Origin of the sequence: Providencia sp. PROV032, from assembly GCF_028484875.1 — a bacterium.
Lineage (GTDB): Bacteria > Pseudomonadota > Gammaproteobacteria > Enterobacterales > Enterobacteriaceae > Providencia > Providencia rettgeri_E.
In genome coordinates, this window is record NZ_JAMPSX010000020.1 from 55,347 (window position 1) to 79,638 (window position 24,292).

General features: G+C 41.6%; 19 protein-coding genes. 11 read left to right on the plus strand and 8 right to left on the minus strand.

What is annotated here, in order from left to right; all coding sequences use genetic code 11:
- Positions 1–296 precede the first annotated feature (296 nt).
- Positions 297–1,955, minus strand: coding sequence for a putative transporter (locus PSF42_RS14205; protein ID WP_102138858.1), 1,659 nt, complete (start codon positions 1,953–1,955; stop codon positions 297–299).
- A gap of 390 nt (positions 1,956–2,345) precedes the next feature.
- On the opposite strand from PSF42_RS14205, the gene PSF42_RS14210 reads away from it, so the two are divergent.
- Positions 2,346–2,660: a YceK/YidQ family lipoprotein gene (locus tag PSF42_RS14210; RefSeq protein ID WP_125891714.1), complete on the plus strand. Its 315-nt coding sequence runs from the start codon at positions 2,346–2,348 to the stop codon at positions 2,658–2,660.
- 299 nt (positions 2,661–2,959) lie between these two features.
- Here the strand turns inward: PSF42_RS14210 and PSF42_RS14215 are convergent, their stop codons facing one another.
- Complete coding sequence (locus PSF42_RS14215) at positions 2,960–4,297, minus strand: DUF3748 domain-containing protein (protein WP_125891715.1); 1,338 nt, start codon at positions 4,295–4,297, stop codon at positions 2,960–2,962.
- A 122-nt stretch (positions 4,298–4,419) separates the two neighbouring features.
- On the opposite strand from PSF42_RS14215, the gene PSF42_RS14220 reads away from it, so the two are divergent.
- On the plus strand, positions 4,420–5,034 hold the full coding sequence (locus PSF42_RS14220) for a trimeric intracellular cation channel family protein (RefSeq protein WP_102138856.1): 615 nt from the start codon (positions 4,420–4,422) through the stop codon (positions 5,032–5,034).
- 27 nt (positions 5,035–5,061) lie between these two features.
- Here the strand turns inward: PSF42_RS14220 and ligB are convergent, their stop codons facing one another.
- Positions 5,062–6,786, minus strand: a complete 1,725-nt coding sequence (gene ligB / locus PSF42_RS14225) for an NAD-dependent DNA ligase LigB (RefSeq protein WP_272680250.1) — start codon at positions 6,784–6,786, stop codon at positions 5,062–5,064.
- Between the two features lie 317 nt (positions 6,787–7,103).
- On the opposite strand from ligB, the gene gmk reads away from it, so the two are divergent.
- The 5 genes from gmk to recG are packed head-to-tail and all read left to right on the plus strand — an operon-like array spanning position 7,104 to position 13,029.
- Positions 7,104–7,727: a guanylate kinase gene (gmk, locus tag PSF42_RS14230; RefSeq protein ID WP_125891717.1), complete on the plus strand. Its 624-nt coding sequence runs from the start codon at positions 7,104–7,106 to the stop codon at positions 7,725–7,727.
- Positions 7,728–7,783: 56 nt separating this feature from the next.
- Positions 7,784–8,059 (plus strand): DNA-directed RNA polymerase subunit omega, encoded by a 276-nt coding sequence (gene rpoZ, locus PSF42_RS14235; RefSeq protein ID WP_004262665.1) that lies wholly within the window; start codon positions 7,784–7,786, stop codon positions 8,057–8,059.
- A gap of 19 nt (positions 8,060–8,078) precedes the next feature.
- Positions 8,079–10,196, plus strand: coding sequence for a bifunctional GTP diphosphokinase/guanosine-3',5'-bis pyrophosphate 3'-pyrophosphohydrolase (spoT, locus tag PSF42_RS14240; RefSeq protein WP_125891718.1), 2,118 nt, complete (start codon positions 8,079–8,081; stop codon positions 10,194–10,196).
- Between the two features lie 22 nt (positions 10,197–10,218).
- Positions 10,219–10,932 (plus strand): tRNA (guanosine(18)-2'-O)-methyltransferase TrmH, encoded by a 714-nt coding sequence (gene trmH / locus PSF42_RS14245; protein WP_272680251.1) that lies wholly within the window; start codon positions 10,219–10,221, stop codon positions 10,930–10,932.
- 15 nt (positions 10,933–10,947) lie between these two features.
- A complete protein-coding gene (gene recG, locus PSF42_RS14250) occupies positions 10,948–13,029 on the plus strand; it encodes an ATP-dependent DNA helicase RecG (protein WP_125891720.1) in 2,082 nt (693 codons plus the stop codon).
- Positions 13,030–13,126: 97 nt separating this feature from the next.
- Here the strand turns inward: recG and gltS are convergent, their stop codons facing one another.
- Entirely contained in the window at positions 13,127–14,341 is a 1,215-nt protein-coding gene (gltS, locus tag PSF42_RS14255; protein ID WP_125891721.1) for a sodium/glutamate symporter, read from the minus strand.
- A gap of 235 nt (positions 14,342–14,576) precedes the next feature.
- On the opposite strand from gltS, the gene PSF42_RS14260 reads away from it, so the two are divergent.
- Both PSF42_RS14260 and PSF42_RS14265 read left to right on the plus strand, forming a co-directional pair.
- The gene (locus PSF42_RS14260) at positions 14,577–15,965 is read left to right on the plus strand and encodes a uracil-xanthine permease family protein (protein WP_096863580.1); all 1,389 of its coding nucleotides are present in this window, start codon (positions 14,577–14,579) and stop codon (positions 15,963–15,965) included.
- Positions 15,966–16,089: 124 nt separating this feature from the next.
- Positions 16,090–17,847, plus strand: a complete 1,758-nt coding sequence (locus PSF42_RS14265; protein ID WP_272680252.1) for an AsmA family protein — start codon at positions 16,090–16,092, stop codon at positions 17,845–17,847.
- A gap of 76 nt (positions 17,848–17,923) precedes the next feature.
- On the opposite strand, the gene fabY is transcribed toward PSF42_RS14265, so the two are convergent.
- The 3 genes from fabY to yihX all read right to left on the minus strand — a co-directional run bounded on the left by fabY (position 17,924) and on the right by yihX (position 19,975).
- A complete protein-coding gene (gene fabY, locus PSF42_RS14270) occupies positions 17,924–18,838 on the minus strand; it encodes a fatty acid biosynthesis protein FabY (protein WP_125891723.1) in 915 nt (304 codons plus the stop codon).
- 23 nt (positions 18,839–18,861) lie between these two features.
- Positions 18,862–19,299 (minus strand): D-aminoacyl-tRNA deacylase, encoded by a 438-nt coding sequence (gene dtd / locus PSF42_RS14275; protein ID WP_125891724.1) that lies wholly within the window; start codon positions 19,297–19,299, stop codon positions 18,862–18,864.
- 61 nt (positions 19,300–19,360) lie between these two features.
- A complete protein-coding gene (yihX, locus tag PSF42_RS14280) occupies positions 19,361–19,975 on the minus strand; it encodes a glucose-1-phosphatase (protein ID WP_125891725.1) in 615 nt (204 codons plus the stop codon).
- A 350-nt stretch (positions 19,976–20,325) separates the two neighbouring features.
- Between yihX and PSF42_RS14285 the strand changes: the two genes are divergently transcribed.
- Positions 20,326–20,928: a hypothetical protein gene (locus PSF42_RS14285; RefSeq protein WP_272680253.1), complete on the plus strand. Its 603-nt coding sequence runs from the start codon at positions 20,326–20,328 to the stop codon at positions 20,926–20,928.
- An 82-nt stretch (positions 20,929–21,010) separates the two neighbouring features.
- Here the strand turns inward: PSF42_RS14285 and typA are convergent, their stop codons facing one another.
- On the minus strand, positions 21,011–22,834 hold the full coding sequence (typA, locus tag PSF42_RS14290) for a ribosome-dependent GTPase TypA (RefSeq protein ID WP_125891727.1): 1,824 nt from the start codon (positions 22,832–22,834) through the stop codon (positions 21,011–21,013).
- 433 nt (positions 22,835–23,267) lie between these two features.
- Between typA and PSF42_RS14295 the strand changes: the two genes are divergently transcribed.
- Positions 23,268–24,092, plus strand: coding sequence for a PadR family transcriptional regulator (locus tag PSF42_RS14295; RefSeq protein WP_272680254.1), 825 nt, complete (start codon positions 23,268–23,270; stop codon positions 24,090–24,092).
- The last annotated feature ends 200 nt before the right edge of the window (positions 24,093–24,292 follow it).

Below are 24,292 nucleotides of genomic sequence, written 5' to 3' on the forward strand. Positions count from 1 at the left end.
TTTAACCCTGTCATTGCAAGTTTTAGGTAAAAAAAAGCCCTTTCATATAGAAAGGGCTAAAATTAGCGAGAACTCCGTAATTGAAATCAAATTAATTTTTCAATACGAATATCATTCAGAACCATTAGAACATCTTTTCAATTTGGTTATTGCTTGAACAAAAGCACTTTTTGCCCCTATATATCGTGATACTTTTTAATGGCCTTCTTCTACACCCATCAGAATACTCACCTATCCAATTGAAAAACAAGCCTTAAACAGTGTTAGTTATTCATCAAATGGATTATCACATTTAACTAAACAGCCCAAAATAAAATGGCCAGCAATTGAGGCGAAATAATCCTTAAAAACATCGCTAATGGATAAACTGTTGCATAAGATAATGCGGGCGCGCCGCTGGTCGCATGAATATTATTTGCGAATGCTAATGCAGGCGGATCCGTCATGGAACCCGCTAGCACCCCGCAAAGGCTCAGATAGTTCATTTTGCCAAAAATTCGAGCGACAACACCTGTAATAAATAGCGGCACAAACGTGATCAATAACCCATAGCCAATCCACGTCAGCCCATCGCCTTTAATTAAAGTATCAATGAAGCCACCACCAGAATTGAGCCCTACCACAGCGAGGAACATGACAATTCCCAGCTCTCTCAACGCCAAATTCGCACTCGGAGGCATAAACCAATATAAACGCCCGATCGTCCCTATACGGCCTAGAATTAATGCAACAACTAATGGACCTCCCGCTAATCCAAGTTTTAGCGCTGCAGGAAAACCTGGAACAAAAACAGGTATTGACCCCAGTACAACCCCAAGCCCTATTCCAAGGAACACAGGTAACATTTGAACTTGCTGTAGTTTTTGTTTCGCATTGCCTAACAAAGCAGTGACAGCTTCAATTGACTCAGGACGCCCAACAATATTTAAAATATCGCCAAATTGTAAAACTGAATTGTTATTAGCCACTAAATCAATACCCGTACGATTTAATCGTGTAACAACAACGTCATATTTTTGTTTTAAATTTAAGTCTTTAAGCCTTTTACTTAATACGGCATCATTCGTGACTACTACACGAACGGAATGCAAAATAGAGCTTGATGTCGAAAGGGATGCATCAACTTCCTCACCTAATATTAAGCGAACTTTATTTAAATCGTCTTTCAAACCAACAACGTGCAATAGATCCCCTAAATGGATCTCTGTTGTGGGCTGAGGGACAACAAGCATATCTCCACGTTTTAATCTTGAACAAACAATCGCTTCGCTACCAAGTAGTGGGATGTCTTGCATCATTAAGCCATCAAGATTAGCGTTACGAATGGCAATATTCATAGTCTGCAGAGAGTCGCGCTGTTGAAAGTTAGAACTATTAAATGCGGAAGCTTCTTTATCTACTGAGATCCTAAAAATAATGCGTACTAACCACATCACTAATAATATGCCACAAATCCCCATAGGATATGCCATGGCATAACCCATCCCCATCTGGTCAACAAGGTTAGGATCAGAGCCTAAATCAGATAAAATTTGCTGACCAGCACCTAAAGATGGGGTATTCGTGACTGCACCTGAAAAAATACCTAAAATAATAGGTAATGGGATATTCGCAACTTTATATATAATTGCCGTTACCACCGCACCTAAGACAACCACCATTAGTGCGAAGCCATTTAATTTTAGGCCAGAAACACGTAAAGAAGAGAAAAAACCAGGCCCGACCTGAATACCAATCGTGTATACAAACAGTATCAAGCCAAACTCTTGAATAAAATGCAGCATGTCTTTATTCAGTTGTAAGCCGTAACTTTGGGCAAAATGCCCAACGATGATCCCCCCAAATAGGACACCACCAATACCCAGCCCAACACTACGGATTTTCCAATTACCAATCCATAGCCCTAAAGCAGCAGCTAACGCCAACAAACTTACAGTAAGAGCTAACTCACTCATAGACCGCATCCTTTTGACGACAAGTTACCCATTAAACACACCCAAATAGGCGATAAAACAGACTACTGAATCGATTGTGCCAAATAGCCTGAGGGTAATATGTGCCATAGAGCACAGTTCAGAATGAATAAATGACCTATTTTTTTAGAATTTTCAAACTGATAACAAATATAAAATAGTATGTCTTTATTTCTTAACGTTATTTACCATTCATCGAATAGATACTGAAGGTAAACATTTTTAGTTAATAGCTACAAGAAAACTATTAACTAAAAAAATACATACAGTTAAATAAAATAATAATATGACGCCATTATTGTGAATTTCTTGTTTTTCGTTATTATAAGTCAACATTAGGAATAACAAGCTAAATACAGGTTAACGACGTCTATGCCGAGTTTAATTTCAATACGATTCTGTTTCCTTATCGCACCTCTTATTTTGAGTGGTTGCTCGAGTATTATGACTCATGCGGGCCCGTCAGAAGGTTATTACCCTGGTTCTAAAAATAGTATTAAAATGATTAAAGATGATGAAACGGGTTGGGTCATCAAACCTTTACTTGCTATTGATTTACCTTTTTCTGTTGTTATGGATACTCTTTTAATTCCTTTAGATTACGCCAAATCAGATAATGACGATAAAGCTGACTCCCCCAAAAAACGTATAGAAGAACTTGAAAATAAAGATAAAACGAAAAAGTAGTCCAGAAGTAATCGAACGTTTATAATTAAAATATGATTGTGTACTAAATGTATTTGTTAATACATTATTTTTAACCTAACTAAGTTCTGGCAAATCATTTATGTAATATTACTTTAATTATTAATTTATTATGACAAGAATTTTTCTTAACTTTAAATATTCTATTTGTAAGCATCTACATGTTCTACATGTAAATAATTAACAATTAAATGATTGAGTTTTTTATTGGAATATAATAAAAACAATTACGAATAAAAAAGTCAATCCTAACTTTTTTATCCGTTATTATAGTAATCTGATTATTTTATTTGCCGCTTTAAACCCGTTTCTACGGTATAAATCTGTCTAAATCCATCAATATCACGCATGAATGCGATCAACTCATCATTAGGTGAAAATACAACGGCATCGGCAACAGGGGCAAGCTCCGTCCATTCTGTTAGTTTTTGCATAGTTCCAGTCACAACATGACAATACATGACGCTATTATCACGAATAAAGCAGATGTGCTCTCCTTTACTATCCCAGTTAAAAGCAGACTGAAGTGGCGAAGAACCGTGTGTTATTTGCCTTTGTGTTCCAGTTAGCGTATCAACTAACCATAATTGAGCATTACCGTCATCATCATTCATCAAACAAGCGATTGATTTACCATCTGGAGAAGTTCTAAGCCAATGTCGTGGTTGTTTTGCTAAACCAGGAAATTTTTTATCCTGTGTATAAGTTAAGCGCCTTTGCAGTATCCCCCTAGGAGGGGAAGGCATGCTCGATTCTGTTCCTTGGATAGGAAATTCCCCTGCAATCATGTAATCCTCAAGCTGTGAAGGCAAATCAACAATGTAGATCTCAGGAATAATTTCACCATTTGTAGAATGAGTATCACCAATAAATACCAAGGCTCTTTCCTGCCATTCCCCACTCTGTTTTTGATAGCCTTTTTGACCTACCCAACCCTCTTCGTATGCACGGCTAATTTCATCACTGTTAGCTTTAGGCTGCGTTGTAGTCTGGGTCACAACACAACAAAAGTAGTCACCACTATATTCTCGAGCATGTTTTTTGGGGTTTACATTGATAGGACCGATAGGTACAGCAATCGCAACATTCCGTTGATCTAATTGCACATCTAATTCGTGCATAACATGGTCGTTATATGTAAAACTCAGCCACTTTCCGTCTGGACTGAAAACGTGAACATGAGTGCCCCCACGTAACGCCCCCACTAAATAAGGAGGAGTAATACACATTGCATCAATGGAGTGGGCGACGTTTAATTGCTCGTCTTTAACATACACCCCTCTCCGGTGGTGAAAATCATATTGCCACTGATCATCTGGGTACTCAGGGCCATGTATAAACGCATATTGAATTGGTGGTTGAGGACTTACAGTTACCACCCCCACGTGAGCCCCATGACTTGCACGATAAACCTCAACAACTTGCCGTGTTTTTACATGAATTTTTTCTATAGATAAACCTGTAAAAGAACTACCATTTGGCCGTATATCGTACGCTAACCACTGGCTATCTGGAGTCCAGACATTAATGTTCGTTAGTTGATGGCTTCGCTCATCATGCGTTAAACGTGTTTCTTTATAGGGCAATTTATTATTCAATCTGTTATCCTTTGACATCATTTAATATCGCTATCGGATTACTTTAACTAATCTAGTTTAACCAACACTAGAAAATCTCAGTCGAGAAGTTTCACAAGTAATATTACCCTTTAGCAACAACCTTAGTCTTGAACAAAACTACCATGTTATTAAGTGTACTTTATATTATTGGTATCACCGCAGAAGCCATGACGGGTGCGCTTGCCGCTGGCAGGCGAAAAATGGATGTCTTTGGTGTCATCATTATTGCGTCTGCGACAGCAATTGGCGGTGGTTCCGTACGTGATATGTTACTTGGCCATTACCCCTTAGGCTGGGTGGAACACCCTGAGTATATCCTGACTGTTGCCGGCGCTGCTATTGTGACAATTTGGATAGCTCCGATGATGAAACATTTACGTCGATTGTTCCTCATATTAGATGCTATCGGGCTAATTGTGTTTTCTATACTGGGTGCCCAAATTGCCCTCGATATGCACTATAGCCCAATCATCGCTGCCATTGCAGCCGTAATTACTGGCGTTTTTGGCGGTGTGTTAAGAGACATGCTATGTAATACAATCCCTTTAGTTTTCCAAAAAGAGGTCTATGCTGGCGTCTCTTTCGCTGCCGCTTGGATCTACATTGGCCTATTACAAACTCCTCTGCCTAAAGACATCGTGGTAATTATCACACTCGTTGTTGGTTTAAGCGCAAGGCTAATCGCCATTCGTTATCGTCTTGGTCTACCTATTTTCAATTACGAAAACCAAGATTAACCTAGTTCAGCAAAAGATCGTCAGCCATTAATAGTTTGCGATTGATGGCTGAATAGCTTTCATATCAGACAAGATACGTAAAATAGATTGAATTTCCGGCTCTGCCAACCAATTAGCCAGTTTTTTCCTTTGTAATTCTGTCAAATTTATACTATTAACCCATGAGGGGTCATACAGCATACCTATGTCAGTCACTTTTCCTACTTGTACCTTAGGCAGTGGAATTGCCAAACCTTTTAACCAAAACCAAATAGGTTGAGCCTTTGCCATTTTCAGTTGCTTTACTAACAGTTGGTGCTTTTTCCCTTTAGGTAAATCGTTTTGCCATTGCTCTGACAACCAAGTTGTTAGTTGAGTAAGGTTATGGCTCTCAGCCCACTGGCGCCACGTCGCTTCATTTATCCCTCGAATACTGAGTTGTTTGCCTAACCATGTTAACCTCGCTACAAATTGCTGCGAGCAAGATTCCGTATAAGTCAGGCAACTGAGCGCATGAAACTGCGTTAAGCTTGATGTATCTGGGTATTCACGTTTCTCTCGCCGCCAAACAATGTCTTCAATTTTTGGACTTCCGAGACCTGAAAGAGAGACAAGTATTTTATCTCCAACAAGTAAATTCCGCTTTGACCATGATGATAATGATCCAGCATTTACCTTTGAAATAGTTTTTGAGTCAATATTGATGGGGATGATTTCAGCAACGACACTAACTCTTCCTGTCCTGCCAACATTAAATTTGAGCTTAGTTACCTCTGATAGCACACTGCGCAATGGGTATTTCCATGCAATCGCCCAGCTATTTTGTTTTGATTGCCAAGCTGATGCCGCTGGCGCTGGAAAATTTTTAAGCACTATGCCATCGGTCGCAAATGGTAATTGGCCTTGATAATAGAATTCCCTTAGTTGTTTAGCTTGGGTTTTACTTTCAATTTTATGGCTATATTGCTCAGCAAGCGGGAAACCTATCTCAGAAAGTAATGTTAATTGTGTTTTTGGGTTTGCATCTCCCGCAGGCCACGCCCAGATAAAAATACCAATATTTTCTTCAAGAGCAGTTGGGGGACTTTTTCGCATTAACCACCCTGCAACCTTATTGCGTGCGTTTACTCCCCCCCTTTTAGCTTGAATGTGCTTATTCATACGCCAAAATAACTCCCCTTGGAGCACAAGCGTACCTGAATATTTAATTTGTTTGGGTATTGCAGGAATGAAATCTGCTTTTGCTCGCCACTCGATTCCTTCAACGCTATTTCCCCGGCTGATCATGGAAATAAGCTTGCCATTCTTGTAAACCAACGTTACCGCAACACCGTCGATTTTAGGTTGCAACCAGATGTTTTTACGTGTTTCTATCCATCTATAAACATCTAATTCATTGAGTTTCTTCAAGCCTGTATGAGGAATAGGATGCCTCATTAACTGTAATTTTTCGGGAAATTGCACGTCGGGTAATTCTTCAGGAAGCTGCTGACAGCGTTGCAGAGAACGCCATAAATTAAATAACTGATCATAAGCTTCATCACTAATAGGACTGCTACCAGCCAAACGATAAGATTGGTTCCACAACTGTAATTGTTTTCCTAACCTGTGACTCTCCCGCTTAATTATTTGACTATTTTGTTCTTCACACTGTTCATTAATAGCACTTTGCTGCGCGGCTTGGGCAAAATTAATACACACCACGACGCCCAAAATTAACCCACCCAACCTATAAGATGACGCTAACCAATAACCATAAAAAATATAAACCATAACTATTCCTTGTTATTACTAATCCATTGTAATGCTATATTTCAAAGCATTTTTCCGATTCACTAAGCATGAAATATCTTTTTTCTGTCTTCATCTCCAAAAGAGATTATTTGCAAAAAGCTTCGCAAAACGAATGTTGTTTTCATGAGTAATAAGTTAATTTCTCGAACCTGTTCACAATTTAGCGATGAATCAAATTCATTTAATTAAAATTCATGATTTATTGATATCGCTGCATGTTGATGCAAGTACGTGTATACTATGTCGGGTTTATCACCATCTTTTATGTTTAATCCTCGACTATTCAAGAAATCATCATGATACAAGGCACGTTATATATTGTTTCTGCCCCTAGTGGTGCAGGGAAATCAAGTCTGATTCAGGCTTTATTAAAAACACAACCATTGTATGACACACAGGTTTCCGTTTCTCATACAACTCGAGCCGCACGTCCAGGGGAAGTCCATGGCGAGCACTATTTCTTTGTATCTGAAACTGATTTTTTACAAATGGTCGACAAAGGCGAGTTCTTAGAGCATGCCTGCGTTTTTGGAAATTATTATGGGACGTCCAAACCCATCATTGAAGATGTATTAAATAGTGGTGTAGATGTTTTTCTTGATATCGATTGGCAGGGAGCCCAACAAATTAGGGATAAAATGCCAGAAGCACGCAGTATTTTTATTCTCCCACCATCAAAAGATGAACTTTATCGTAGGCTACGTGGACGTGGGCAAGACAGCGATGAAGTTATAGAAAAGCGTATGTCACAAGCGGTAGGTGAAATTGAACATTTCAACGAGTATGATTACCTTATTGTTAATGATGATTTCAATACCGCGCTAAGCGATTTACAATCTATCATCCGTACTGAGCGTTTAAAGTTAGCGCGTCAAATTCAGCGACATGATGCTTTAATCAGCAAATTACTAGCAGACTGAGAATAGTTTCAGTATCATATCAGGTCATTTTTTTATTTCTTTGGAGTAGCACACTTATGGCACGCGTAACTGTTCAAGACGCAGTAGAAAAAATTGGTAACCGTTTTGACCTCGTATTGGTTGCGGCACGTAGAGCTCGTCAGTTACAAACGGGTGGAAAAGACCCTTTAGTTCCTGAAGAAAATGATAAATATACTGTTATCGCATTGCGTGAAGTAGAAGAAGGTTTAATCAACGGTCACATTTTAGATGTGCGTGAGCGCCAAGAGCAGCAAGAGCAAGAAGCAGCTGAAATGCAAGCAGTTTCTGCAATCGCTGAAGGTCGTCGCTAATCACTAAGGTGGGTCTGCCTTGTATCTGTTTGAGAGCCTTAATTTAGTCATTCAAAAGTATCTTCCTAAAGAACAAATTGAATTACTAAGAAAAGCCTATGTTGTTGCACGGGATGCCCACGAAGGACAGACCCGTTCGAGTGGTGAGCCTTATATTACTCACCCAGTTGCTGTTGCTTGTATTCTTGCTGAAATGCGTTTGGACCATGAAACACTGATGGCTGCGCTACTTCATGATGTGATTGAAGATACTCCAGCGACATTTCAAGACATAGAAGAATTGTTTGGTACCACCGTCGCCGGTCTCGTTGAAGGTGTTTCCAAACTAGATAAGCTCAACTTTCGCGACAAAAAAGAAGCTCAAGCAGAAAACTTCCGCAAAATGATCATGGCGATGGTAAAAGACATCCGTGTCATTTTGATAAAACTGGCAGACCGTACTCACAATATGCGCACGTTAGGGTCACTCAGGCCCGATAAGCGTCGGCGCATTGCACGTGAAACCCTTGAAATATATAGCCCGTTAGCCCATAGGCTAGGTATACACCACATCAAAACAGAGCTTGAAGAGCTTGGTTTTGAGGCGTTGTATCCCAACCGTTATCGCGTTATCAAAGAAGTGGTTAAAGCCGCTCGCGGTAACCGAAAAGAGATGATCCAAAAAATTCTCTCGGAAATTGACGGTAGGCTTACTGAGGCGGGTGTTCCTTGTCGCGTCAGTGGCAGAGAAAAACATCTTTATTCCATCTATCGCAAAATGCACCAAAAAGAGCAACGTTTCCATTCCATTATGGATATCTATGCTTTTAGGGTAATAGTGAAAGATGTGGATACTTGCTACCGTGTTTTAGGTCAGATGCATAGTTTATACAAGCCGCGTCCGGGCCGTATTAAAGACTATATTGCCATCCCTAAAGCCAATGGCTATCAGTCGCTACATACCTCACTTATTGGGCCGCATGGTGTGCCTGTCGAAGTGCAAATTCGCACAGAAGACATGGACCAAATGGCTGAAATGGGGGTTGCTGCACATTGGGCCTATAAAGAGCAAGGTGAACAAGGTACAACGGCACAAGTTAGAGCTCAACGTTGGATGCAAAGCCTACTTGAGTTGCAACAAAGTGCAGGTAGCTCGTTTGAATTTATTGAAAGCGTTAAATCGGATCTATTTCCAGATGAAATCTACGTTTTCACTCCAGAAGGCCGTATTGTTGAATTACCTACTGGTGCAACACCTGTTGATTTTGCATATGCGGTACACACGGATATTGGCCATGCTTGCGTGGGGGCTCGTGTTGACCGTCAGCCTTACCCACTTTCGCAATCCCTGACGAGTGGCCAAACTGTTGAAATTATCACTGCACCGGGCGCTAGGCCGAACGCAGCTTGGCTAAATTTTGTCGTTAGCTCAAAAGCTCGCGCCAAAATACGCCAATTATTAAAGAATTTAAAACGCGAAGATTCTATTAACTTAGGTCGCCGTTTACTCAACCATGCCCTAGGGGCAGGAAATAAACTCACTGATATCCCTCAAACCAATATTGATGCAGAATTAGCACGCATGAAGCTGCACTCTATCGATGATTTGCTTGCTGAAATTGGGTTGGGTAATGCAATGAGTGTGGTTGTTGCACGTAATCTACAAAACAATCCACAAAATGCACCAGAAGAACAAGTGTTAGTTGAAAGCCGGAATAAACTGTCGATCAAAGGTGCAGATGGCGTTTTAATCACCTTTGCAAAATGTTGTCGCCCTATTCCCGGTGACCCAATTGTTGCACATATTAGCCCAGGAAAAGGTCTGGTTATCCACCATGAATCCTGCCGAAATATCCGTGGGTATCAGAAAGAACCTGATAAATTTATGGCAGTTGAATGGGACAATGACACCGACACCGACTTTATCGCTGAAATTAAAGTGGATATGATTAACCATCAAGGCGCTTTAGCGAATTTAACCGCCGCTATTAATGACGCTAACTCAAGTATTCAAAGTATGAATACAGAAGAAAAAGATGGCCGTGTATATTGTGCCTTTATTCGCCTTACGACTAAAAACCGTGTTCAATTGGCAAATGTGATGCGAAAAATCCGTATTATGCCTGACGTTCTACGTGTTAGCCGAAACCGTAATTAACGACCATACTTAATTAATCACTATGAATGAACGCCGCTACCGCCGCATTTGCCAAATGATGGCGATGCGGCAGCCTGACCTAACTCTCTGCCTCGAAGAAATTCATAAACCGCACAATGTTTCTGCTATTGTACGCAGTGCGGATGCGGTAGGGATCCATCAAATTCATGCTATTTGGCCTGACCAACAAGTCAAACTGTCAGTTTCTTCTGCTGCAGGGAGTAATAGCTGGGTTAAAATTATTTCACACGCATCGACCGAAGAAGCCATTTCCCAAATAAAATCACAAAACATGCAGGTTTTGGCAACTAACTTGTCGGAACATGCCGTTGATTTTCGTGAAATTGATTATACTTTGCCAACTTGTATTATGATGGGACAAGAGAAAACAGGGATTTCACAACAAGCCCTCGCACTGGCGGATAAACACATTATCATTCCAATAGCGGGTATGGTGCAATCTTTGAATGTTTCCGTCGCTTCTGCATTAATTCTGTATGAAGCCCAAAGGCAGCGGCAACAAGCGGGAATGTACGATCGTGAACATTGCTTACTTTCACCAGATGAACAACAAGCTTGGTTATTTGAAGGCGGTTACCCTGTACTGGCTGAAGTCGCTAAACGTAAGGGGCTTCCTCGGCCATTGATTAATAACCAAGGGCAAATTGAAGCTGATGAGACGTGGTGGGCACAAATGCAATTAACCGAAAAAATGAAAAGACGGCAGTTTGGTTAAATAGAAGGAAATAACATGAATAATGGGCTACTTGATACCATTTCACTGACCTCATTGCATGGTGTTGGTGCAAGTCAGTCAGAAAAAATGCGTAAAATCGGTTTGAACACCGTTCAAGACCTTCTTCTTCATTTCCCTTTGCGCTATGAAGACCATACTCGTTTATATCAAATAAAAGATCTTCTTCCCGGCACGACAGCAACGATCACGGGCGAAGTCCTGCAAACTAAAGTCGTCTTCGGCCGAAAAAGAATGATGACTTGCTTAATTTCCGATGGAACAGGCAACCTCACCTTACGTTTTTTCAATTTCTCAGCAGCAATGAAAAATAACTTAGCAGAAGGAAGACAGGTTACTGCCTATGGGGAAGTTCGCAGAGGAAATACAGGACCGGAAATCATTCACCCTGAATATAAAGTGTCTAAAGACCCCAGCAATATCAGCTTGCAAGAGAATTTAACACCCGTATATCCAACCACTGAAGGTGTTCGCCAAGCGACTTTACGCAAAGTCATGGAACAAGCGCTCGGGCTACTGGATAGCGGGAAAATAAAAGAATTACTTCCCGAAGAGCTTAGCCGTGGAATGATAAGCTTACCAGATGCCATTCGCTTATTACACAATCCACCACCGAATGTTGCGCTGAGCGAGCTAGAAAAAGGCCATCATCCGGCACAAAAGCGGCTAGTCCTCGAAGAACTACTCGCTCACCATCTAAGCATGTTAGCTATCCGCGCAGGTAATGAACGCCTATATGCGGAACCGTTAGTGGCAAGTGGTCAATTAAAATCTCAGTTACTTGCACAATTACCGTTTTCACCAACAGACGCACAAAACCGTGTTGTTAGTGAAGTTGAAGCAGACCTCGCTAAAAACGCTCCTATGATGCGTTTGATTCAAGGGGATGTCGGGTCAGGGAAAACCCTCGTTGCAGCCTTAGCGGCCGTTTGCGCTATCGAGAATGGCAAACAAGTGGCGCTGATGGCTCCCACGGAAATTCTTGCAGAGCAACATGCCAATACGTTCAAACAGTGGTTAGAACCTTTAGGTGTCAAAGTAGGTTGGCTTGCGGGTAAACAAAAGGGTAAGGCACGTCAGACTCAGCAAGATGCCATCGCAAGTGGAGAGGTCTCGATGGTTGTTGGAACACACGCTATTTTCCAAGAGCAAGTGAGCTTTAAAGCTCTGGGGCTTGTTATCATTGATGAACAACATCGCTTTGGCGTTCATCAGCGGCTCGCTCTGCGTGAAAAAGGTGAGCAGCAAGGGTACCACCCTCATCAATTAATCATGACCGCTACGCCAATCCCACGGACGCTGGCGATGACAGCGTATGCAGACTTAGATACCTCGGTCATCGACGAGCTACCTCCAGGACGAACCCCCGTCACCACTGTCGCCATACCGGACACTCGCCGTAATGATATTATTGAGCGTGTTCGCCAAGCCTGTATTGAAGAAGGCCGCCAAGCCTATTGGGTCTGCACACTCATTGAAGACTCTGAATTATTAGAAGCGCAAGCAGCTCAAGTGACCAGCGAAGAGCTCGCATTGGCATTACCTGAATTGAAAGTCGGTTTAGTTCATGGTCGAATGAAACCCGCTGAAAAGCAAAGTATTATGGCGGCTTTTAAACAGAATGAAATTCAGCTGCTGGTTGCTACGACGGTTATTGAAGTCGGTGTGGATGTGCCAAATGCAAGTTTAATGATTATTGATAACCCTGAACGTCTTGGTTTGGCTCAGTTACACCAACTAAGAGGGCGGGTCGGCCGTGGAGCTATCGCGTCTCACTGTGTCTTATTGTACAAGACACCGTTAACCCATACCGCTAAACAAAGACTACAAGTGTTGCGGGACAGCAATGATGGCTTTGTTATCGCACAAAAAGATCTCGAAATTCGCGGGCCAGGGGAATTATTAGGCACTAGACAAACAGGAAATGCAGAATTTAAAGTCGCAGACTTGTTGCGTGACCAATACATGTTGCCAGAAGTGCAACGCCTTGCTCGCCATATTCAACAAAATCACCCCGAAAATGCACAACAACTTATTGAGCGTTGGTTACCTGAGCGAGAGCAGTACAGCCACGCTTAAGTTTTATATCTTCTTTTTATTCGTTCCCTAAAATGAAAATTGCCGTGAATATTTTCACGGCAATACCTGCTTTACTTGATTTATTATAAAATGAAAGTTAACCAGCAATCGTTGGGAATAATGGCAGCATCAGATACAGTTTAATCACTATCGCATTAACAATATCAATGAAGAATGCCCCAACCATTGGTACAACCAAAAATGCTAAGTGAGATGGACCTAATCTATCCGTAACAGCTTGCATATTCGCAATCGCTGTTGGTGTCGCACCAAGACCAAATCCACAATGACCTGCAGCTAAGATTGCAGCGTCATAGTTTTTGCCCATCACGCGGAAAGTCACAAAAATAGCATATCCCGCCATCACACAAGCCTGTACAGCAAGAATGATAATCATTGGGATTGCAAGTGATGCTAATTCCCACAGCTTCAAGCTCATGAGTGCCATTGCTAAGAATAATGAGAGGCTCACGTTACCCATGACAGAAACAGCGCGGTCGAATACTCGGTAAAAACCAAGCAGTGATAAGCTGTTACTTAAAATGACACCAACAAAAAGTACACAGACAAACTTAGGCAATGCGAAAGGAGTATCGGCTAATTCGCCTGCAATAAAACTTCCCACCAATAGACAAATAGCGATCAGTGCAATAGTTTCAATTAAAACCATTGAAGTGATCATGCGCCCAGATTGTGGTTTCTCAAATGCAGTTGGAACGTCTTTATCATCATCAGCCGTTCCTGGCGTTGGAATATTACGCGTTAGAAAACGTGCAACAGGTCCACCGATTAAACCACCGAGAACAAGTCCAAATGTAGCACACGCCATTGCAACTTCTGTTGCACTTTGGAAACCATAGCTTTCAGTGAAAATTTTTCCCCATGCCGCACCAGTTCCATGACCACCCGATAAGGTAACTGAACCAGCTAATAGCCCCATGAGAGGGTCTAATCCCAATAATTCAGCAAGAGCAATCCCTACCGTATTTTGGACAAGCAATAAACCAACAACCACAAAAATGAAGATAAACAATGCCTTACCACCAGCCTTCAAACTAGCAAGGTTGGCATTAAGACCAATTGTGGCAAAAAATGCCAGCATCATAGGTTCTTGCAGTGATAAGTCAAAAGAAAGGCTCCAGTCAAATAATTGTTTAAGCAATAAAAGACTAAAAGCTACTAACAACCCACCCGCAACAGGTTCAGGGATTGTATATTTTTCAAGGAAAGGAACTGATTTGACCAGTTTACGCCCAAGTAATAGTACTAAGGTAGCTGCTACCAGTGTACCGTAGACATCGAGATGATACATTCACGTACCTCGTCTGTTGTTAAAATTATCAAAAACTAGTAAGACGTTAATTTCTTCCTTAAAACGCCAAAAGCAGGTTATAGGATTAGAAAAAAAAACTGTTATAAATACAAGTTAAAAGATATAAAAATGTGACAGCCTTATTTAACATTGATCAATATTTTTTACGCGCAAACGATTGCTTTTTAATTTCGACACATTACAATGCGTTTTTTGTTGGTGAGAAATGAAGGCAATGAATACTGCGACGTCTGAAAAACAAACTACTGAAGCGACCATACAAACGCAAAGCGAACTCATCTATAAATTAGAAGACCGCCCACCACTGCCCCAAGCCTTGTTTGCCGCTGGGCAACATCTTCTGGCGATGTTTGTTGCGGTGATTACCCCTGCGATGCTGATTTGTCAGGCATTAGGACTACCAGCTCACGATACCCAGCGCATCATTAGTATGTCTTTATTTGCCTCCGGTATTGCTTCCTTAATTCAGATCCGTGCATGGGGCCCTATTGGCTCAGGCCTGCTTTCGATTCAAGGAACCAGTTTTAACTTTGTTGCACCTTTAATCATGGGGGGTGTTGCACTTAAGCAAGGTGGCGCTGATATCCCGTCGATGATGGCAGCCTTATTCGGCACATTGCTAGTTGCAGCACTCACCGAAGTGATTCTTTCTCGCTTCTTACATCTAGCCCGTCGAGTCATTACACCACTGGTTTCAGGTGTTGTTGTCATGATTATCGGCCTATCCTTGATTCAAGTCGGGTTAACATCCATTGGCGGTGGCTATGGTGCAATTAGTGACAACACTTTTGGTTCCCCTGATTATTTGATTTTAGCTGGGGTTGTTTTAGCGGTTATTATTTTACTTAATCGGCAGAAAAACCCTTACTTACGTGTCGCATCTTTAGTCATTGCTATGGCTGTTGGTTATATTGCAGCTTGGTGGATGGACATGTTGCCAAATGCGCAACCAATGGAAGCCAACCAGCCAATTATTACTGTCCCTGAGCCCTTTTATTATGGCTTATCCTTCGACTGGAACCTGTTGATCCCATTAATTCTTATTTTTATGGTGACTTCCTTAGAAACGATAGGTGATATTACCGCCACTTCTGATGTATCTGAGCAACCGGTTCGCGGCCCTTTGTACATGAAACGTATCAAAGGTGGCGTACTTGCTAATGGTTTGAACTCGATGGTTTCTGCGGTATTTAATACTTTCCCTAACTCTTGCTTTGGGCAAAACAACGGTGTTATCCAGTTAACTGGGGTGGCAAGTCGCTATGTCGGCTACATTGTCGCTTTAATGTTAGTGCTATTGGGGCTGTTCCCTGCGGTTGCAGGCTTCGTGCAACAAATTCCAGAACCTGTGCTGGGCGGAGCAACCATTGTAATGTTTGGTACCATTGCCGCTTCAGGTGTACGCATTGTATCTCGTGAACCGCTCAATCGCCGGGCTATCATGATTATTGCGCTTTCCCTCGCAGTGGGTATGGGCGTTTCACAGCAACCTTTGATTTTGCAATTCGCACCTGACTGGCTAAAAACATTGTTTTCTTCTGGTATTGCTGCGGGTGGTTTAACTGCAATTGTTCTGAATTTAGTCTTCCCTCTCGAAAAATAACCTTCATTCTAGCCGCCAGTGTTGAACACTCTGGCGGTTTTTCTGTATCCTATCCTTAAATTGTCGCTATATTAGGCAGTCTCTTCCTGTTCTATTCGTCAACAAACCAAAGGAGCAGTAAACTGTGAAATGGTTAATCAAACTTACTACCTATGCACTTCTGTTACTGCTGCTATTGTTTATTTTTACTTATATCGGGCTGCAAACCCGTTGGGGTGCATCCTACTCCAGTCAATTTTTAAGTAAGTTCACTGACTATGATATTGATGTGGGAATTATGGGACATGAATTTTCTAACCCCGGTGAATTCATTTTCCAAGATGTCAAATTAGCGAATAAAAACAGTGACCTCTCTTTAGACTCACGGCAAATCGTGCTTGATGTTAATTGGCGAAATCTATTTAGCGGTACGGCAATCAAACGTTTGGTTATTACTCAAGGAACATTATCGACAACTGTCACACCTGATACGATACTGCTACCTATTTCCGCGAATATTTTGCAATTTGAAAATAGCCAAATCACGCTTAAAAAAGACAATGATACTGTGCAAGTCACTGGCTTCACGGGGGGAGTTACCCCTTGGAAACCCGATGAAAACTCCCCTTTTGGTTACGGTGATTTTCGATTTACCGCTAACCAATTAAAATTTAATGACCTTTCATTCAAGAATGTTGCCATTACCGGTAAATTGCAGCAGCAAGGAACAGAAATAAGTCAAGCAAGTGCCTACCTAAATAATGGCTATATTGCGGGGGCTGGGAAGGTACTTAAGGATGGCGCTATCGCGGTAGATTCCCTCACCATGAATAAAGTCGGTTGGGAAAATAAAGTTGATTTCGATTCACTATTTGATGCAATAACGAGTGAAAAATCATTGCAGATCAAAAAAGTAGAGTTAACCAACATTGATATTCAAGGGAAGGATTGGGCACTCTCTGGCCTAAGCACCGAAATTGACCAACTCAGCTTCGTGAGAGGGAGCTGGACTAGTTCCGAAAGCAACATTCGTTTTAATGTTGACCAATTTGTCGTAAAAGACCAGCAACTCAGTACCTTAATTGGTGATCTGAAAATTAACGGTGACAGCCTGAATATCAATAAGTTATCCGGTTACTATAATAAAGGCGTCTTTAACCTCAGTGGTTCTTGGCAGCGCAATGACCGAATACTGACTATCGACGAAGGCAAACTAGCGGGTATCTTATATACTTTGCCTGAAAATTGGCTATCATTCTTTGCAGAGCCTACACCGCCTTGGTTATCTGGTTTAAGCATCAAAAAATTCACCCTTTCTCAATCACTTTTGATGAATATCCAACCACAGTTTCCCTTTGAGCTGACCGCGCTCAGCGGCAATATTGAAAATATCGATTTAATAAAACAAAAGCAGTGGGGAATTTGGAGCGGTAAAGCGACATTCACTGCAGATAGCGGCACAATTAACCAAGTTCTTGTACGCCGCCCGTTTATTGAAGTGCGTCAAAGTGGTAAGTCCTCAGCCGCTGCGAGCTTAACAGTCAGTACCGATAAAGGCATCAGTAAGGTTGGCTTGCTGGTAAAACAAGAACCAAAAAAAGTCCCCTTCTTACTGAGAGCATCGGGTTCGAATATTGATCTCGTTGATTTAAACCAATGGGGCTGGGCAGGCTTTCCCGCTCAAGTTATTGGTGATTTTGATGCGACATTACAAGGGGATTTACTCGCCCCATCAGTAGAAAAAAGTTTGAATGGGGAGTTGATGGCAGTCCCATTGCAAGGCAAACGCCTATTCCGTACCGTTGTTAATGGGGTTGTCACTTCTTCAGTAGAGTCCGAAGCCGATTTACAGCCTACCGAGCCTTCATTAGTAGAGCCGCTCCCCGCACTTAGTAATCCATAAAAACTACTAATCCATAGAAATACAAAAGGCAGGTCAATCATACCTGCCTTTATCTTTTAATTTTCAATGAACAACATTACTTTACTGGCGCTACAGGTAGCACCATATAGACACCACTGAATACTGCGCCCACCTTGCCATCAGGGTTACTAACCTCGACTTTCAGCTTTACCCGCGCTTTACTGCCGCGCGCTAAACGGTCAAGGTCACCGCTCATATTTGCTAAGTCCGCTGTCGCTGTCGGCCTGCCGCTCACGGGCTTACCATAACGAATACTGGCATCGACCAACACAATATCGCCACCAAGCTGGTGTTCTTGCATTAACAGCCAAATCAGCCCCCATCCCGTCAAGGTAGCTAATGAAAATTGGCTTCCTGCAAATATCGTTTCATGAGGATTTTGGTTGCCCGCTTCCGGCATGGTGGTAATAAAACGAGTTCCTGTGTATTGGTCAACTCGAACCCCCATTTTCTCACTCAATGGAATGTACTTATACCACGCTTGTTGTAGCTCACCACACCAATCGGGACGATGTAGAATTTGGTCTAGCGTCTCAATGGGTTTAATCATCAAATAGTGGCGTACAGGCGTTTTTAACTGCCCAGCGACTTGGCCACGGTTCTCAAAACCCATTTTGTCGAAAAAGGGGACGGCTTCTTCACGAACGCTCGACACAATGCGTTTTACGCCTTCTTGCCGCGCAACGGATTCGAGAGCCATGATAATTAATTTGCCGAGTCCTTTACCTTGCATGGCAGGGTTAACGGCTAAAAAACGGATAGCCCCCTCATTATCTGCATTGATATATAAGCGGCCAATGGCAAGGATACGGTTTTTATCATCCACAACCATTTGATGGTGTGCGGTTAAATCATATCCATCTTTTTCTGAACCAAGGGGCTGATTAAACGGTTTTCGCAACATTTCCCAGCGAAAATGGTAATAAGTTGCGAATTCAATATCATCTTTCGGTGTACGTAAATGGTACATCGCTTCCCCCTTTAAAAATGGCTTCACACTTGTAGCCAGAAGGTAACAGGGCCATCATTGGTTAAATTTACTTGCATATCGGCAGCAAATTCCCCCGTTTGTGTTTCAATCCCTTGTAGCCGGCTTTGTTCAACGAAGTATTGATACAAGGTATCTGCTTTTTCAGGTTCGGCTCCCCCTGAAAAACTTGGCCGCATACCTTTTTTGGTGTCAGCAGCTAAAGTAAATTGAGAAACCACCAATAGACTACCTCCCGCTTGCTGAACGTTGAGATTCATTTTCCCTTGTTCATCGCTAAAAATACGGTAGCCTAATACTTTTTCACACAAACGCTTGGCTTTCTGCTCATCATCATCTTTTTCAACACCAAGTAAAACCAACAACCCAGTATTTATTTGCCCTACTATTTTCTGATCAACAACCACACTCGCTTGAGTGACTCTCTGGATTAATGCAATCATGATGACTCTTTACAAAAAGATGGAGCAACGTTCGCCGTTGCCCCACGATAAAATCAGGATGTTATTCAACTTCAGCACTAAAATCGTAAGTGCGGAAATATTCAGGAATGGTGTCTTTATTCACGACATGAATACTGCGAATACCAAGAGCTTCTGCAGCTTTTATATTTTCCTCGACATCATCAAAGAAAATAGCATCTGCTGCATCAAAATCTTCTGATTGCAGCACATATTTGTAAATTTCAGGATCAGGCTTACGCATGCCTAAATCTTGGGAGAGATATAAAAAATCAGAGGAAGCTGCAATTTCTGGGTAGTGTGCTGGCCAGTAGTCTAGATGTAGACGGTTGGTATTCGATAAAACGACCACTCGGTGCCCTTGTTCACGAAGGCGCTCCATAATATCAATGACTTCAGGTCGTAATGAAATAAAAATAGCGTGCCAGCCTTCAGCAAAATCTTCAAAGCTTAGTGTTATGCCTATTTCTTCACAAAGCAGTTCAGCAAACTCGATGTCTGAAATTTTTCCACACTCATGTAATTGAAAGATATTACCAAAAGTAAAACGTGATTTGATTTCTTCACTTGGTGTGCCACTGAGCTCAGACCATTTATCAAATACACGATTAAAGTCGATATCAATAATCACATTACCCATATCGAAGATATACAGCATAAATTTTCCTCATTGTTATTCACTAAATTTACTTTAATCATTATTCATGCAACTGAACAGCCCTAATTAGTGATAATTCACGTTATTTTGTCAATTTATCGATTAAGCAACCCGCACTTAGCTCAATTAACGAGCAGCAAACTGGGCAATTTGTTCCATTAAAGAGAAAATATTTTTTATCCTAAAGGTGCTATTTCACACCACACTATCGGCTTTTGATACTAAATGTTAAGTCCCACCATAGGCTTTTTGCATAATGACTTACACGTAGCAAGTTACACATAAGCAATGTCAGCTGATATCCATGCATTATCAGTAATCAATAAATCTTAAAATATAAAAGTCATACTATGAAAGTAGATAAAACAATCTCTTGGCCGATTGTTATTCTATGGGGAAGCTTATTTTTAATTCCATTATTTAATAATCTCTCCCAGAATTTAAATATCGACCTAGCAACAAAAACTATTGAATATTTTCAATCTATTACTCTAATTTTTTGTGCCTTTTTCACTTGGTTTTATATGAAACCATTACAGCAAAAAATCCAGGGAATGAAATTATTTTGGTTATGGGCAACTATCTGGTGGATAACATTATTTGGTAGAGGAATCAATTGGGGACGCGAATTTTTCCCTAATTTAGATCACATCTATTTTAGACTCGTTTCTGTCGTCTTGATTGGCAGTTTAGTTTTGATGCTATTCGCTTCTCCATTAAGAAAAAGTATTGTTTTTCACCTAAAAAATACAGCGATTCCACTTTGGAGCCTACTACTGACCCTTTGTGCTTTTTTGATTTCAGATAGTGTTGAACACCATCGGTTCCTGAGTTCCATTTTTCTACATCATGCTGAGCTACAAAGCTTTATTGAAGAATTGTACGAAATTCCTTTAATTATCGGACTATTTATTTCATCACTGTATTTTATGAAGAAAGACAAGTCGTTATAAACCTTATCAATAAATAAGGCGCCGAAAGGCGCCTTACACACATCACGACAATAATGTAATAAACAATATCACGTAACGATAATTAGTCTTCTTTAGAACGGTTTGCACGACGGCGATCGTTCTCAGTCAAGTGGCGTTTACGCAGACGGATAGACTGCGGAGTCACTTCAACTAGCTCGTCATCATCAATAAACTCAAGTGCTTGTTCCAGAGTCATTTTAATTGGTGGTGACAGTGTTGTTGCTTCATCAGTACCTGACGCACGCATGTTAGTCAGTTTTTTACCCGTTAAGCAGTTAACAGTTAAGTCGTTAGAACGTGAGTGAATACCGATGATTTGACCTTCATACACTTCAGCACCGTGACCTAAGAACAGCTTACCGCGGTCTTGCAGGCTGTATAGCGCATAAGCAACTGCTTTACCTTGACCATTGGAGATCAAAACACCATTTTGGCGGCCGCCGATTTCGCCTGGGCGAACATCGTCGTAATGACTGAATGTTGAATACAGTAAACCCGTACCTGATGTCATTGTCATGAATTCAGTACGGAAGCCAATCAGACCACGGCTTGGGATCACGTAGTCAAGACGTACGCGGCCTTTACCGTCTGGCATCATGTCGCGCAGGTCACCTTTACGTTCACCTAAAGCTTTCATGATGTCGCCTTGGTGCTGTTCTTCAACGTCTAAAGTCACTTGTTCAAATGGCTCTTGTTTACGGCCATCGATTTCACGAATGATAACTTTTGGACGAGATACGGCTAATTCAAAACCTTCACGACGCATGTTTTCAATCAGAACAGATAAGTGAAGCTCACCACGACCAGAAACGCGGAATGCGTCTGGATCTTGAGTTTCTTCAACACGCAGTGCAACGTTGTGAACCAATTCTTTATTCAAGCGGTCAAGGATCTGACGTGAAGTCACGAACTTACCTTCTTTACCGCAGAATGGTGAGGTATTAACACAATAGAACATGCTAACTGTTGGCTCATCAACCGCTAACGCAGGCAATGCTTCAACGCTACCGACTTGGCAAATGGTGTCAGAAATGTTCAGTTCACCTAAACCTGTCAGAGCAACGATATCACCCGCTTCCGCTTGTTGTGAGTCAATACGCTCTAAACCTAAGTGAGTCAGAACTTTACCAATTTTACCGTTGCGAGTCTTACCTTCGCTATCGATAATCGTTACTTGTTGGTTAGGCTTAACAACACCGCGCTTAATACGACCGATACCGATAACCCCTAAATAGCTGTTGTAATCCAATTGCGAAACTTGCATTTGGAATGGGCCGTCAATGTCGACTGCCGGAGGCGCAACATGTTCCACAATCGCTTCGTACAGTGGAGTCATGTCTTCAGCCATGTTTTCGTGGTCAAGGCCAGCAATACCGTTTAATGCAGAAGCATACACGATAGGGAAATCGAGTTGCTCATCCGTTGCACCTAAGTTCACGAATAAGTCGAATACTTGGTCAACAACCCAATCAGGACGTGCGCCTGGGCGGTCAACTTTATTGATAACAACAATTGGACGTAAACCGTGGTCGAACGCTTTTTGCGTTACGAAGCGAGTTTGTGGCATTGGGCCGTCCATCGCATCAACAACCAGCAGTACGCAGTCAACCATAGACATAACGCGCTCAACCTCACCACCGAAATCGGCGTGACCTGGGGTGTCTACGATATTAATGTGATAACCATTCCATTGGATAGCGGTATTTTTAGCAAGGATAGTAATACCACGCTCTTTCTCCAAGTCATTGGAGTCCATAACACGCTCATCAACAGTTTCACGTTCACCGAACGTGCCTGATTGCTGCAGTAATTTACCAACCAGTGTGGTCTTGCCATGGTCAACGTGAGCGATGATGGCGATGTTTCTTAAATTTTGAATTGACAAGGATTTTTACCGTTTAATTGACAGGAAAGGAATATGCTTTTTGAGCCGTTATTCACGCCCAAAGCATACTTTCTACGTTAATTTGCTGTTATTTTACACGTTTTTCCGCACAAGTGGAATAAATGTGAAACCCATCACTGTATAAAAAGTTTTTAACGAAAAAACATTCAGTTGCGAGACTGAGCCAAAATACCTAATAAAAATAGGCCTATCAGCACTGTGAAATCACAAAGTGACAGAATAATACGCTAAAAACTTAATATTAGCAGCCCAAAAAAAGAACAAAAAATAGACTTTCTTTCTTAACTGCCAGTTTAAATATCTTTTTGCGTTATTTAGATATATCTAAATTGACTAATTAGATATATCTAAATATAGTAAACCCATAAAATAAATTCGATATATCTAAAGTTACACGCTAAGGAGTAACTATATGCTAATTAAATCTTGTCGTCATGTATATTATGCACACCACGATGAAAATCAACGTGGCCACCACGGTGGATGTTGCCACAATGAAGGCCGTCATGGTCACGGACACAGTGAACGCTGTCACGGCGAAGGCCGTCATGGTCACGGACACAGTGAACGCTGCCACGGCGAAGGCCGTCATGGCCATGGACACAGTGAACGCTGTCACGGCGAAGGCCGTCATGGTCACGGACACGGTGAACGCTGCCACGGCGAAGGCCGTCATGGCCACGGACACGGTGAACGCTGCCACGGCGAAGGCCGCCAAAGAGGCCGCGGAAGAGGCAAAGGCCTGCGTCGTTTATTCGACCATGGCGATCTTCATATAATGGTACTTTCGTTAGTCGCTAAAAAACCAAGCTATGGCTATGAAATTATCAAAGATATTCAAGAAGCCTCAAATGGCTTATATGTGCCTAGTCCCGGTGTTATTTATCCGACTCTAACACTGTTAGAAGAGCAAGGCTTCCTAGAGTCTCAGATTGTTGAGCGCAATCGCAAAAGTTTTACGATCACACCAGAAGGAGCTGCCCATCTCGCTCAAAATAAAGAAATTGAAGCGGTTATTGCTCGCAAACTAGCAAAAGCGCGTGATATGCAGCAAGGCGGTAATTTAGCGGAAGACATTGAAATGGCTGTCAGTCGCTTTAAAGCATTATTGCGTCACAAAATGGTTTTAAAACAGCTAAATGAAGAACAGACTCACCAAATAGCTTCCATTATCAATGATGCAGTAAAACAAATTGAAGAAGTAAATACGTTATTAACCAATAGCGATGAAGATTAATGCCGCTGCTTGAGATTAAATAACCTCATTTCTTTTAGATTTCATCGGCATTGCGCTTTAACAGAGCACAGTGCTGATTTTTTATTTGAAATCCCACCGATGGCCCCAAAATTCACTCAAAGCACCAAATTGGTGCGCGCAAAAGAGCCGATCGCACCAAAACAGTGCACAAAATGCAATATTTGCTTAATAATAAATCT

Bases quoted from the DNA above. Each gene is read 5' to 3' on its own strand.
- PSF42_RS14205 (WP_102138858.1), bottom strand. From the start codon at position 1,955: ATGAGTGAGTTAGCTCTTACTGTAAGTTTGTTGGCGTTAGCTGCTGCT.
- PSF42_RS14210 (WP_125891714.1), top strand. From the start codon at position 2,346: ATGCCGAGTTTAATTTCAATACGATTCTGTTTCCTTATCGCACCTCTT.
- PSF42_RS14215 (WP_125891715.1), bottom strand. From the start codon at position 4,297: ATGATGTCAAAGGATAACAGATTGAATAATAAATTGCCCTATAAAGAA.
- PSF42_RS14220 (WP_102138856.1), top strand. From the start codon at position 4,420: ATGTTATTAAGTGTACTTTATATTATTGGTATCACCGCAGAAGCCATG.
- ligB (WP_272680250.1), bottom strand. From the start codon at position 6,786: ATGGTTTATATTTTTTATGGTTATTGGTTAGCGTCATCTTATAGGTTG.
- gmk (WP_125891717.1), top strand. From the start codon at position 7,104: ATGATACAAGGCACGTTATATATTGTTTCTGCCCCTAGTGGTGCAGGG.
- rpoZ (WP_004262665.1), top strand. From the start codon at position 7,784: ATGGCACGCGTAACTGTTCAAGACGCAGTAGAAAAAATTGGTAACCGT.
- trmH (WP_272680251.1), top strand. From the start codon at position 10,219: ATGAATGAACGCCGCTACCGCCGCATTTGCCAAATGATGGCGATGCGG.
- recG (WP_125891720.1), top strand. From the start codon at position 10,948: ATGAATAATGGGCTACTTGATACCATTTCACTGACCTCATTGCATGGT.
- gltS (WP_125891721.1), bottom strand. From the start codon at position 14,341: ATGTATCATCTCGATGTCTACGGTACACTGGTAGCAGCTACCTTAGTA.
- PSF42_RS14260 (WP_096863580.1), top strand. From the start codon at position 14,577: ATGAATACTGCGACGTCTGAAAAACAAACTACTGAAGCGACCATACAA.
- fabY (WP_125891723.1), bottom strand. From the start codon at position 18,838: ATGTACCATTTACGTACACCGAAAGATGATATTGAATTCGCAACTTAT.
- dtd (WP_125891724.1), bottom strand. From the start codon at position 19,299: ATGATTGCATTAATCCAGAGAGTCACTCAAGCGAGTGTGGTTGTTGAT.
- yihX (WP_125891725.1), bottom strand. From the start codon at position 19,975: ATGCTGTATATCTTCGATATGGGTAATGTGATTATTGATATCGACTTT.
- PSF42_RS14285 (WP_272680253.1), top strand. From the start codon at position 20,326: ATGAAAGTAGATAAAACAATCTCTTGGCCGATTGTTATTCTATGGGGA.
- PSF42_RS14295 (WP_272680254.1), top strand. From the start codon at position 23,268: ATGCTAATTAAATCTTGTCGTCATGTATATTATGCACACCACGATGAA.